Here is a 12,031-nt window from a genome sequence, read left to right on the forward strand (position 1 = left end):
CTGCTCCAGCGGTAGCCGTCTATGCTGTGCCGGTCGACAGCGATCCGCACCCCGGTGCGGTGGGGAGGTCCAGGGCAGTGGGACTGAGCGTCGTCATCCCGTACTTCCGACAGGCCCGGTGCCTGGACCTGACGCTCGGTGCGCTGGCGGCACAGGACCCGGACGCGGGCCGCTTCGAGGTCCTCGTCGTCGACGACGACTCCCGGGACGACGTGGACGCCCTCGTCCGCGCCTACCAGGACCGACTCGACCTGCGGCTGATCCGGTTGCCGGTCAACCGGGGCCGGGCGGTGGCCCGCAACCGGGGCATGGCCGAGGCCACCGGCGACCGGATCGTCCTGCTCGACGCCGACTCGCTGGCCGGCCCCGGGCTGATCGGTCGGCACGCCCGGTTCCACCGCAGCCGCCCGGAGGACGTGCTGTTGGGTGCCCGGATCGAACACGACTGGCGGGCGGTGCACGACCCCACCCGACCCCCGGCACCGTCGGCGTACCACACCGACCTGCGCTACCGGTGGGGCCTGGACCCGGGGACGTTCGCCGACCACCCGGCCCCGTGGATCTTCGGCTACAGCCATCACATGTCGGTGCCGTCGGCCCAGGTCCGGGCGGTCGGCGGTTTCGACGAACGCTTCGTCCGGTGGGGGCACGAGGACGTCGAGTTCGCCTACCGGCTCTTCCTGGCGGGCCGACGGCGAGCGGGTCACTTCCACTTCGACCCGCTCGCCCTCTGCCACCACATCCCGCACTTCCGGGAGACCGCCAACAGTTGGGCGGAGGCCGGCCAGCTGCTGACCTACATGATCGACAAACACCGTACGCTGGAGTTGGAGCTGTACAAGGACGGGCCGATGGGGGTCGCCGCGGCCCTGCCCACGTACCTGGAACGGCTGCGGGCCCTGCACGACTGGGACAACCGGGCCGCCCGCGACGAGGCCCTCGCCGCGCTACCGGCCCGGCAGGAGCCGGGTCGACTGGTGATGGGCATCGGACTGGCCGACCGCGTGCCGTTCACCGGGCACACCGAGGTGCTGGACCAACGGCCGCCGACCGAGGCGCCGCCCGGACTGATCGGCCTGCGCCTGCCGTTCCCCGCCGACCACTTCGCCGACCTGCTCCACCTGGACGTGTGGCGGACCGCCGCACCGGACCACCTATCCAGGATGGTGGTCGAAGGGCTGCGGGTGGCCCGGACGGTGTACCTCGGCGCGTCGAAAGGTGTCCCCACCGCGGACGAGGTCGGCCTGGTCGACTGTCCCGAACACCTCTGCGACATGCTGCGCGGGCACACCGACAGCGAGGTGGTGCACGACGGTGACCATGCCTGGCTGATCCGGATCAGAAGGGGATAGTCCCGCCCCGCGCACCACGGCCGCCGGGTGCGCGAATGGATGTTCGGGCAGCCATGACACCCGGACGGTCGATCCATTGGGGACTGTCGGATTCCCGCTTTCGAGGCCCGGTTCCGCGCCGGAGGATGCTCTTCCAAGCTCCTCTGTCAGGTCCGCTGTGGAGGTGTCCGCAGGCGAAGGCGGTGAACGATGCGTTGTGTCACCTGTGGTGCCGACACCGATGCGGTGCTCCCCACCTGCCAGCGCTGCGGTTCGGCCCTGCCCGGCGCCGCCGCCGTACCGCAGGTGCAGTCGCCGGCCCACCCGGTGGGACCCGTGCCACCGGTGCCGCCCGGTGCTACGGAGCCGTCGGTCGTGCCGTCCGCGTCGCCGGGGTCGGCCGTGGCGGCACCGGTCCCGTGGTGGGACCTGCTGCTCTGCACGGTCCTGCTCGTTGCCTGGTTGCTGGTGGTGCTTCTGCTCGCCTTCGCCCGGGGCGCCCGGGACCTCTCCCTGGTGCCGGATCGGCTGGCCCTGTGGCACCACCTGCTCGCCGCGCTCGCGGTGGCCGTCTACCTGGTGAGCGCCGTCCGGGGCGTACCCGAGACACCCGGGCACACGCTGGCGCGCAACATCCGGGGATCGGGGCGTGCCGGCGATCTGGCGCGGGCGGTCCGACTCCTCCTGCCCAGCCTGCTGGTGACCGTTGTGGTGGCGCTCATCGCGGGAGTGACCGTGCCGCTGCCCGCGAAGGTCTCCGGACCGGTGGTCACCGCCACGCCGCCGCCCGCCGCCGACCCGGTGCCGGTCGACACGACGCCGGCGCCCGCCCCGTCCGCGATGACGGCATCGGCACCGGAGACGCTGACCGGGATCGACGATCCGGACGCCCGGCGGCTTGCGCAGGCCGTGGCGGTGGATGCCCTGCTCTCCGAGTCGATCAATTCGCGCAGCGACCTGGCGGTCGGCATAGCGGCGGTGGGACAGTGCCGCGATCTGGAACGTTCACTCGGGCTGCTGGAGGGCGTGACAGAACGACGCCGCGACCAGCGGGACCAGGCCAAGGCGCTGGACGTCGACGCGCTCGCTGACGGGTCGGCGATGCGGAGCCACCTGGTGTCCGCCTTCTCGTACGCGGGGGACGCCGATGCCGCCTACGCCGCCTGGGCCCGGCGGTCCATCCGCTCCGGCTGCTCGCTCGACGCCAACTGGCGGCGCGGCAATGAGCTCTCCCAGCAGGCGCAGCGGGCCAAGAGTGAGTTCCTCCGCAGGTGGAACCCGATCGCCAGCTCCTGTGGACTGCCCACCCGCACGACGAAGGAAATCTAGGCTCCCGGGAGATGGTGACGGTGACCGACCCGCCGCAGGCTGATCATTTCGACTTCCCGTCGTACCAGGTGCCGCCCTCGCTGTCCGATACCACCCGACACCTGTGCGGGGCGGCCCACCTCGACGAGAAACTCGCCGACACGGTTATCCGGGAGGTGGTCGAGGAGGGGCGCCGCGCCGTCGCCCTCTCGTTCGGCTTCGGAGCTTGCCATGGCAGATCCGGATCAGCCGGCCCGGTCGATCGTCTTCCACAACACCATCCACGGCGGCCAGCAGGCGATGGCCAGCGACAAACCGGTCATGGTCCAGTACAACGGGACGAGCGGGCCCGGGGAGAGGTTCGACGCGTTACTGCGGATCCTCAAGGAGCACGTGACCGACTTCGACGACCCGGATCGGGCCGGCCGTGAGGTGGCGACGATCGAGGCGGCCCGGACGGAGCGGGCGACGGACCGCCGCCCGGTGCTTACCTCGTTGGAGGAGCTGGCCGCGTTGGCCGCGGCGGGTGGCACGCTGGCGGAGACGGTCGGCAAGATGATCGAACTGGTCTCCCAACACTGGCCGCTGTGAACCCCGCCGCAGGTGCGCCGCCACCTGGCGGGCCTGACTCATGTCACGTGCCGGGCGTGCGTACGGGGCCCGATTTCCTGGTCATCCACCAGATGATCGCGGTGATGACGACGAGCCCGGCACCAGGCAACAGGTTGTTGATCGAGCCGACCGCCTCGTCGCGACTCTCGAGGGAGCCACCGACATCGAGGTGCAGGGTCGTGGCGAGGACGAAGGCCATGGCGTTGTAGACGGCGTGCAGCACGACGGCGACCTCCAGCCCGCCGGTGCGCCAGGTGACGATCGCCATCGTCGAGAACAGCACGAGATACGACGTGAGCAGGTAGGGGTCGAGCGTGCCGTGCAGGAGCGAGAAGAGCACGGTCGTGACGATGATGCCGAGGACCGCCCCGGAGCGGGCGCCGCGGGTCCAGCCGCCGACGACGCGGAACATCAGGCCGCGCAGTCCGTACTCCTCACCCGCCGCCGCCAGCGGCGTGAGCAGGACACTGATCAGGAGGAACGCCACGAGGTCGGCGGTCGTCCAGGCGACCGGGTCGTCGGGAACGAAGAACCCGATGGTGACGAGGACGGCCAGCAGCGGGCCGAAGGCGAGCAGCGTACGGCCGAGGACGCCGTAACGGAAACGCCCCTCTCGAGGTCAGCTCGCGAGGGAGTCGAGCCAGTTCGTGCGCAGTCGCAGTGCGCGCTCGGCGCTGCCCGCGACCGCTGCGGCACCGGCGGCGATGTTCACCGCGAGCGGGATGCGCACCGGCAGTTCGAAGGTTCCGAGGGAGTCCGCCACGGGCGGGACCTGCGAGAGCGTCGCGACGAGTTGCGGCATGGCCACGCCGAATCCGACGAGTACGAGCAGGGCCGAGACGACGCCGATGAGGCGGCTCACGCCCGGGTGGGTCTGATGGAGGCGGGCGCGTCGACCTTCGGCGGAAGCGGGATGGGGCACCAACTGCGACTGGGTGCCGTCGGCACGCACGTAGTGGCAGCGGCGTAGGCCGAAGGTGTTGACGGCGACCTCGATGTGACCGCCCGGCACGGGGAAACGGGCGGGCACCGTCGAGAACGACAGGAGCGCGCCGTCGAGGTAGAGCCGCGCCCGTACCGCGCCGTCGTCGCGATCGCCCAGCTGACGGACGTCGACCGCGTACGTGGACACGGTGCCGTCTGGTGCGCGCAGGGTCAGTGTGCGTACGGACCTGCTCAGCAGCTGCCACCAGCGGAAGCGCGGCAGCGGCTCGCCATTGCCGGGGCGGATGCGCCGCGCCGCGAGATGGTTTCGCATTCTTCCGAACGCCACCCGGGGACCCCCTGTCTTCGATCACCACACGACTAACACACTGTGCTAGTCCCTGGAAGCTAGCACAGTGTGCTAGAAATGAGTGTGAGGAGGTGCCGAAGATGCCTGACCGGCCGACGAAGCGGGACACCCGCGACCGGATCCTGATCGCCGCGGCGACCATGCTCGGGGAGAACCCGACCGCTCGGCTGAGCGTCCGAGGAGTCGCCGCGCGGGCAGGCGTCAGCACCGGGTCGCTCCGCCACTTCTTCCCGACCCAACAGGCGCTCGTCGACACCGTCGTGGCCAGCCTCTACGACATCGACATCCCCGACGATCCGATCCGCGACACCGAACGCACGCCGGCGGAACGCCTCGTCGAGTGCCTGCGGCAGTTGCTCGCGCAGGTAGGCACCGGAGATCGGGCGCGTGCGTACTGGCGCGGACTGTACGAGACGTACATCACGCCCGGCCTGGCGGACGACGAGGTCGCCGCGTACCGCTCGCTCGAACGGTTGGGCCTGCACCGCATCGAGCGGTGGCTGACCGTCCTCGCCGAGGAAGGCGTGCTTCCGGCGGACGACGTCGCACGACGCGCACGCTTCCTGGGCACCGTGCTCAACGGTCTGTGCACCGAGCGCGCGCTACCCGTCGACGCCCTACGACACGAGTTCGAGGCCGACACCCTCCGGATGGCCGCCGACGCCGTCACGAGCGGCGGCACAGGGGGCGCCCTGAACGGTTGACGCCGCCGCGGCCCTGCGCTGAGAATCGGTCGTCGGGCAGCACGGGCCCGAGCCGCAGGAACGCGGCTCGGGCCCCTCGATCCCCAGGTGGGGCCACGAGTCAGCCGATGGTCACCCGTCGCTCAACCGGTACGCCCGGACGACCGTCTGGTCGAGGCTGTTGCCCTGCCCGTCGGTGACCGAGGTACGCAGCGACACGTACCCACCGGAGCGGGGGTGCTGGAGGGTCGCGGTCCACGTCGTGCCGGCACCCCGGACCGTGGCCGGCTGCCAGGTCTTGCCGTCGTCGTAGGAGACCCGCACGGTGACCTGCTTCGGGGTCACCGGGACCCCCTCGGCGCCGAGGACCCGCAGCGGTACCTCGAAGGGCCGACCGGCCGGTGCCGCCGACCGGCCGTCCAGCTCCGGGGCGTACCGCACCACCATGACCGGCAGCCGCACCCAGTCGTCCCCGTCCGGCCGGGCGGAGCGGAACCGCCAGGTCAGGTCGACCTCGGTGGAGAGTTCGGTGAAGCTGCGCCGGGCGGAGGCCTCCAGCCGGTACGCCGCCGCCTCCGCCGGCACCTCGAAGAAGCCGAAGCCGGCGGCGGTGGGTTCGGTGAACTCCTCGACCAGTTCGTCACCCCGGTAGAGCGCCGTCCGACCGACGTCACCGGCGGACCAACCGCCGTGCCCGGCCGCGTCGCCGTGCAGCGGGATGTCGACCCGGATCACGTCCTCGATCCGGCCGGCGCTGCTGTACGGGGTCCCGGTCGCCACCAGGGTCGGTCCGATCGGTGCGGTGTTCCACACCTCCCGGTAGCTGCGACCGGCCTGGTACCGCCGGGGCTGGCTGTAGAGCACCTTGCGGAACTCCGCCTCGGGCTCCCCCTCGACGCTCTGCCAGATGGTGATGCCACCCGACCAGGCGACGTCCGTGGTGCTGTAGTACTCGGTCCAGGTGTCGCCGACCGGTACCTCCGCGCTGAAGGTCGAGCCGTACACCCCGTCGAACTCCGCCGACATGTTCCGTTCGACCTGGTCACCCAGCCGCTCGCCGCGCAGCTCGTGACGCATGGTGGCCAGCTCCGCGCGCCGCACGTCCTTGCGGTACCCGGTGGGCAGCCGGCCGGGGAAGCCCTCACCCAGGTGATAGAGGTACGGCGTCCCGGCGAAGCCGCCGTCGCCGTCCGGCCGGGCCCACTGGTGCGCGACGTAGCCGGCGACGTGCCCGTGGCTGGCCTGGTCACCGAGTTGGGCCGAGTAGAGGCTGCCGAACCCGGCGGCCCCGATGTCGATGATCGCCGGGGAGCGGCCGAAGAGTTCCACCAGCACCCCGGTCTGCACCAGCACCGGACGGGCGGTGCGCTCCGGCACGGTCGCCGTGATCGGCTTGGCCTTCCGCGCGTCCAGGGTGACCGTGGTGTCCCGGGTCAGATTGATCTCGGGTCGGCTCAGCAGGCTGCTGCGCTCCCGCTCGCCGAACTCCTCGACCACCCCGGTCACCGCGTAGCGGCCCTTGGGCAGCCGCCGGATGGTGGGTCCGCCGGCGGTCCCGTCGAGCGGCTCGATCCCCGGTACGTCGATCCCGCTGACCAGGCTCCAGTACGTGTCGGCCGGCGCGCCTGTCGAGTCCAGGTGGGTGACGGTCAGGTCGTAGCTCTCCACCTCGCGGTGCACCCCGACCGGGACGACGGTGCGGTGCTGCCCGGCGGTGGCGAGCAGGTGCCCGCTGTAGTAGCCGTCCTTGCCGTCGACGCTGGTGTCCACGGTGGCGGCCACCTCGGCGGTACCCCCGGCCGGCACGGTGACCTGCGGCGCGGCGGTGCGGAACATGCCGGCCGGAGCGGGCCTGCCGTCGGGCCCGATGATCTGCCAGGCCAGGTCGAGAGTGAGCGCCTCGGTCCCGTCGTTGCGCAGGGTGAGGGTCCGGGTGATCGGGTCGTCGTCGTGGTGCGGCCACCTCGTGCGTCCGTACGACAGGCTCTGCGGGGTGGCGGTCACCGACTGCCCGATGGCCCGCGCCACGTCGACCAGGCCCGCGCCCTGCTGGTACGCGGTGTCACCGGGTCGCGGGTTGGCCGAGCCCATCAGGGTGGCCTTGATCCGGGTGGCGTCCCAGTCGGGGTGCTGCTGGGCGAGGAGCGCCGCCGCGCCCGCCACGTGCGGGGCGGCCATCGAGGTCCCGGACTCGGCGACGTACTGCTCCCCGACCGGTACCCCCATCTGACCCTCGGCGGCCTTGGCGGCGACGATGCCGACACCCGGCGCGGTGAGGTCCGGTTTCACGGCGTCGTCGCCTACCCGCGCGCCCCGGCTGGAGAAGGGTGCGAGGGACCCGTCCCGGTCGACCGCCCCGACGGTCAGCGCGGCGTCTGCGCTGCCGGGTGAGCCGACCGTCTGCCCGTCCGGCCCCTCGTTGCCGGCGGAGACCACGAAGAGGGCGCCGGTCTGCGCGGTGAGCGTGTTCACCGCCTCCTCGAACGGGTCGACCTCCGGCCCGTCGCCGCTGCCGAGGCTCATGTTGACGACCGTGGCCTTCTTGTCCACGGCCGCCCAGTGCATCGCCGCGAGGATCGCCGAGTCATCGCACCAGTAGTCGCAGACCTTCGCGGAGACCAGGCTGGCGTCCGGGGCCACCCCCCGGTACTTCCCGTCGGAGGCGGTGCCCCGGCCGGCGATGGTCGAGGCCACGTGGGTGCCGTGCCCGAACCGGTCGACCGGGTCGGTGTCCGGCAGGAAGGTGACCGCCTCGGTCACCGCCCCGGCCAGGTCGGGGTGGGTCGGGTCGACGCCGCTGTCGATGACCGCCACGGTCACCCCGGTGCCGGTGAAGCCGGCCTCGTAGGCGGCGGGCGCGCCGATCTGCCGTACGCCCCGGTCCACCGTCAGCCGACGCTTCCCGTCGAGCCAGATCCGCTCGATGCCGGGGATGCGGTCGGCGGTCTTCGGCGCGGCCCCGGTCAGCTTCGTCCAGACGTCGGCCAGGTCGGTCTTGTCCGCGCTGACCGCTACCCCCTCGATCGCCGGTAACGCCCGGTCTACCCGGAGTTCGGCACCGGGCAGCGGCGAGCCACCCCGCCGGGCGGCCGCCCGGTCCGGGTACGCCACGATCAGCGGTAGCCGGTCGCGGGCCGCGTCGTGGTAGCCGTACTCGATCAGCCTGCTGACGTTGAACAGTCGACGGTCCAGCACCCCGGAGGCGATCAGCGGCACCGCGTCCGCGGGTACCACGTGCAGTTCGCCGTCGATCCGGTGGGACCGGAACCGGATGCCGGCGCGGTCCTTCGCCGGTCGGATCGTCACCCGACCACCCCGGTCGACGGTGATCCGGTCGCCCGTGACCAGCGTGACCGTCGCCGGCTGGCCGTCGGCCCCCACCGGCACCCCGCCACCCGGGCCGGTTCCGTCGCCGCCGGGCGTACCGCCACCGTTCGGCGCGGCCCAGCCGGGTTGCCCCAGCCCCAGCAGCATCGCGGTGGCCAGCCCGGCCGCGCCGATCCGTGTGCGTCTCCTCATCGAACCTCCCGATCAGATCATCAAGACGTACGAGCAGGATCCGGACCACTCATCAGGTTCCGGTTAGGACGGTGCGGGTTGGGAGTGGCGCGTGTCACACTCACCCGTCTGCAACCCTTTGCCCGACTGCCACCGTTCCACCTCCGTCGAAGGAGGCAGGCGATCGTGAATGCCGAGGAAGAGGAAGGGTTCCGTCAGTTCGTCGCGGCCCAGTTGGGCCCGTTGCGCAAACTGGCGTACCTGACCTGCGGTAACTGGCACACGGCGGAAGATGCCGTGGCCACCGCCCTAGCCAAGCTGTATCCGCGCTGGCGGAAGCTCGACCGTCCCGACCTGTACGTCAAGACGATGGTGTACCGGGCCGCGGTGGACGAGGTCCGCCGGCCGTGGCGTCGGGAACGCTCCGCCGGTGACGAACTGCCGGACGTCGCGCTACGTGACCCGGCGGCCGGCACCGACGAACGGATCCGGGTTCAGGCCGCCCTGCGTACCGTGCCCCGCAAGCAGCGGGCCGCGCTGATCCTCCGCTACTACCTCGGGATGACCCTCGAGGAGAGCGCGGCGGTCCTCGGGGTCTCCGTCGGCACCGCCAAGAGCCAGACGTCGCGAGGGCTGTCCCGCCTTCGGGAGGTGCTGGCCACCGAGAGCATCGACCTGCAGGTCGTGGAGATCAAGGAGTTGTCCCGTGCGGTTGCATGAGGTGGTGGAGCTGGCGACGTCCGACGCGCCGCCGGACCGGAACACGATCGACGAGATCGTGGGCAGGGGCCGCCGGGCGCAACGTCGCCGGCGGGCCGGCTTCGCCGGTGCGGGCGCGGCGCTCGCCGTGGTCGCGGTGAGCGCCGCGGTCGCCCTTCCCCCGCTCTTCGGGGGTACGCCCCAGGGCCCGGCCCTCCAGGCGGCGGCACCCCCGCCGGTCGAGCAGGCCGCCAAGCCGGCCCAGTGGGAGTTCCCGGCCGACCCGTTCCAGTTCACGTTCGGCGCCTTCGAGGTCGGCCGCTGGAAGGTGGCGGCACCGACCGTGGCGTCGACGTCGTACCAGATCGCGTCGGTGTACCTGGACGGCCGGACCACGAACGACAGGGCGATCACCGACGAGGAGGCCGCCCGGGTCGGCGACCGGCGGAAGAAGGGCGAGGCGGGCCAGCAGTCGGAACCGACGATCTTCGCGCACCTGACGCTGTACCGGCCGGGCGCGTTCGACCCCGCCGGCCTGACCGGGGCCACCCGGCTGACTGTCGACGGCAAGGAGGCGTACCAGGTCAGCAGCCTGAAATACGGCTACATGACCAACCGGATGCTCGCCTGGTCGTACGCCAGGGACGCGTGGGCGGTCCTGTCGGCGATCTCGGACTCCGCGCAGGACCCCTCCGACGCGGAGCTCCAGAAGATCGTCAAGGGCCTCAAGCCCACCCGGGCCACCCCGGCCACGCTGCCCTTCACCCTCGACTACGTGCCGGCCGGCTACCAGCCCGTCGAGCTCGGCTCGCACGTCATCTCCGGTCTCAACGGCATCGCGGGAGCCCGGGACGGCGACTACGGTGGCGCGATCTTCGCGAACCCGGCGCCGCCCACCACCGGCCTGGTCGAGCCGTACGGTGGCGCCGAGGGCGAGAGCATCCCCGGCAGCTTCCAGATCTTCGTGGTGCCGGCGAAGAACTCGAACCAGACGACCGGCGACACGACCATCAGGTGCGGCAACGGATTCTGCACCCACCGCAGCGCCGACGGCGAGACCAGCATCCAGGTGGCCAGTGACGGCCGCCTCTCCGACGCCGAGATGACCAGGATCCTCAAGGGCCTGAAGCTGAGGAACGTGAACGACGACTCCACCTGGGCGGACGCGGCCACCGCGCTCGGCAGGTGACCGTCTCCTGACGCAGGCGGCCGGGCCCTCGGGGCCCGGCCGCTTCCGTTTCCGCCGAGTCCTCGGCGGATCACCAGAACCACCACCGCCGGCCTGACCGTCGATGGCCCTATCCGCCGCAGGCAGGGGCCTCGTGCTCGCTGTCGAGGTGGTTGGTGATGATGTCGGCGATGTCCCCTAGCGTGTCGAGCTGAGCGGGCGTGAGGAGATCGGCGAAGCAGTGTCGTACCGCGGCCACGTGCTGCGGCGCTGCGGCGTCGATGGCGGCGACGCCGGCGGTGGTGAGGACGACGTCGAATCCCCTCCTGTCGTCCGCGCTGGCGGCCCGCCGTACGGTGCCGCGATTCTCCATCCGGGCGATCTGGTGCGAAAGTCGACTGCGCTCCCACCCGAGCAGCTTGCACAGCTCCCGGGCGCGTAGCCGTCGGCCCGGGGCCTCGGAGACGGTTGCGAGGATCGCGTACTCGGCCTCGGTGAGGCCGTTCTGTTGGGCGAGTTGCCGTGCGAGGTGGGCGGTGAGTTCCGCGCGCATGGCCTGAAAGCCTCGCCAGGCCCGGTCCTCCCGGTCGTTCAGCCATCGTGGGGTCACCCCTGCAGGATAGGCTTTGTTGACACATCACGAGAAGCCTCGACCGCCCGGGACCTGCGGGGTAACCAGCACCACAGCACCTTTGTTGACATGTCACGGAGCCCGACGTAGCTTTGTTGACATGACAACATCGGTGGTCCGCAGCGACCCCCGACCCTCTCACCGGAACCGTTGATCACAGGGGTGGACATGGCCAAGATCGGGATCATCCTGGGTAGCACCCGTCCGAACCGCAACGGCGAGCAGGTCGCCAAGTGGGTGTACGACATCGCCTCCCGCCGGACAGACGCCGAGTTCGAGCTCGTCGACCTGCGGGACTATCCGCTGCCGCACCTGGACGAGCCGATGTCGGCGTCCTTCGGGCAGTACCAGCACGAACACACCAAGCAGTGGGCGGCCAAGATCGGCTCATTCGACGGCTTCGTCATGGTGACTCCGGAGTACAACCACAGCACCTCCGGAGTGCTCAAGAACGCGATCGACTACCTCTTCGCCGAGTGGAACAACAAGGCGGTCGGGTTCGTGTCGTACGGCGGTGCCGGCGGCGCCCGAGCCGCTGAACACCTGCGCCTGATCGCCGGCGAGCTGATGATGGCCGACGTGCGTCAGCAGGTGACGCTCTCCCTGGTGACCGAGTTCGAGAACTTCTCGGTCTTCAAGCCCGGCGAGTACAGCACCGGCGCGCTCCACACGCTGCTGGACCAGGTCGTGGCCTGGAGCACCGCCTTGGCACCGTTGCGCGTCACGGCCCGCGCAGCCTGACCACCTTCCTGCGGTCCCGGTGCCGGCTGCCGTCCTCCGGCAGCCGGCACCGCCGCCATCGACACC

The 12,031-nt window shown here is 71.3% G+C and carries 11 protein-coding genes; 7 read left to right on the plus strand and 4 right to left on the minus strand.

Going from position 1 to position 12,031, the window contains the following annotated elements:
* Nucleotides 1-77: 77 nt before the first annotated feature.
* The 3 genes from ACN28G_RS25055 (at nucleotide 78) to ACN28G_RS25065 (ending at nucleotide 3,230) form a co-directional block, all read left to right on the plus strand.
* On the plus strand, nucleotides 78-1,352 hold the full coding sequence (locus ACN28G_RS25055; protein WP_175440703.1) for a glycosyltransferase family 2 protein: 1,275 nt from the start codon (nucleotides 78-80) through the stop codon (nucleotides 1,350-1,352).
* A gap of 189 nt (nucleotides 1,353-1,541) precedes the next feature.
* On the plus strand, nucleotides 1,542-2,660 hold the full coding sequence (locus ACN28G_RS25060; RefSeq protein ID WP_421480464.1) for a hypothetical protein: 1,119 nt from the start codon (nucleotides 1,542-1,544) through the stop codon (nucleotides 2,658-2,660).
* Nucleotides 2,661-2,870: 210 nt separating this feature from the next.
* Nucleotides 2,871-3,230: a hypothetical protein gene (locus ACN28G_RS25065; protein ID WP_421480465.1), complete on the plus strand. Its 360-nt coding sequence runs from the start codon at nucleotides 2,871-2,873 to the stop codon at nucleotides 3,228-3,230.
* A 43-nt stretch (nucleotides 3,231-3,273) separates the two neighbouring features.
* Here ACN28G_RS25065 and ACN28G_RS25070 read toward each other — a convergent pair whose 3' ends face one another.
* On the minus strand, nucleotides 3,274-3,738 hold the full coding sequence (locus ACN28G_RS25070) for a CPBP family intramembrane glutamic endopeptidase (RefSeq protein ID WP_217628892.1): 465 nt from the start codon (nucleotides 3,736-3,738) through the stop codon (nucleotides 3,274-3,276).
* 132 nt (nucleotides 3,739-3,870) lie between these two features.
* Nucleotides 3,871-4,524 (minus strand): hypothetical protein, encoded by a 654-nt coding sequence (locus ACN28G_RS25075; RefSeq protein ID WP_421480466.1) that lies wholly within the window; start codon nucleotides 4,522-4,524, stop codon nucleotides 3,871-3,873.
* A 101-nt stretch (nucleotides 4,525-4,625) separates the two neighbouring features.
* On the opposite strand from ACN28G_RS25075, the gene ACN28G_RS25080 reads away from it, so the two are divergent.
* The gene (locus tag ACN28G_RS25080; RefSeq protein WP_421480467.1) at nucleotides 4,626-5,249 is read left to right on the plus strand and encodes a TetR/AcrR family transcriptional regulator; all 624 of its coding nucleotides are present in this window, start codon (nucleotides 4,626-4,628) and stop codon (nucleotides 5,247-5,249) included.
* Between the two features lie 111 nt (nucleotides 5,250-5,360).
* Here the strand turns inward: ACN28G_RS25080 and ACN28G_RS25085 are convergent, their stop codons facing one another.
* Nucleotides 5,361-8,747 carry a S8 family serine peptidase gene (locus tag ACN28G_RS25085; protein WP_421480468.1) on the minus strand — a complete coding sequence of 1,129 codons (3,387 nt, stop codon included), beginning with the start codon at nucleotides 8,745-8,747 and terminating at the stop codon, nucleotides 5,361-5,363.
* A gap of 165 nt (nucleotides 8,748-8,912) precedes the next feature.
* Between ACN28G_RS25085 and ACN28G_RS25090 the strand changes: the two genes are divergently transcribed.
* Together ACN28G_RS25090 and ACN28G_RS25095 are read left to right on the plus strand one after the other, a co-directional pair.
* Nucleotides 8,913-9,446 carry a SigE family RNA polymerase sigma factor gene (locus tag ACN28G_RS25090; protein ID WP_421480469.1) on the plus strand — a complete coding sequence of 178 codons (534 nt, stop codon included), beginning with the start codon at nucleotides 8,913-8,915 and terminating at the stop codon, nucleotides 9,444-9,446.
* The gene (locus tag ACN28G_RS25095; RefSeq protein WP_421480470.1) at nucleotides 9,433-10,614 is read left to right on the plus strand and encodes a hypothetical protein; all 1,182 of its coding nucleotides are present in this window, start codon (nucleotides 9,433-9,435) and stop codon (nucleotides 10,612-10,614) included. The genes ACN28G_RS25090 and ACN28G_RS25095 overlap by 14 nt, the downstream gene beginning before the upstream one ends.
* A 109-nt stretch (nucleotides 10,615-10,723) precedes the next feature.
* On the opposite strand, the gene ACN28G_RS25100 is transcribed toward ACN28G_RS25095, so the two are convergent.
* Complete coding sequence (locus tag ACN28G_RS25100) at nucleotides 10,724-11,203, minus strand: MarR family winged helix-turn-helix transcriptional regulator (protein WP_229688259.1); 480 nt, start codon at nucleotides 11,201-11,203, stop codon at nucleotides 10,724-10,726.
* 189 nt (nucleotides 11,204-11,392) lie between these two features.
* Here ACN28G_RS25100 and ACN28G_RS25105 point away from each other — a divergent pair, with 189 nt between their 5' ends.
* Complete coding sequence (locus tag ACN28G_RS25105) at nucleotides 11,393-11,965, plus strand: NADPH-dependent FMN reductase (protein ID WP_091447714.1); 573 nt, start codon at nucleotides 11,393-11,395, stop codon at nucleotides 11,963-11,965.
* Nucleotides 11,966-12,031 lie beyond the last annotated feature (66 nt).

It is taken from the genome of Micromonospora sp. WMMA1923 (genome assembly GCF_049179195.1).
Taxonomy (GTDB): Bacteria; Actinomycetota; Actinomycetes; order Mycobacteriales; family Micromonosporaceae; genus Micromonospora; species Micromonospora yangpuensis.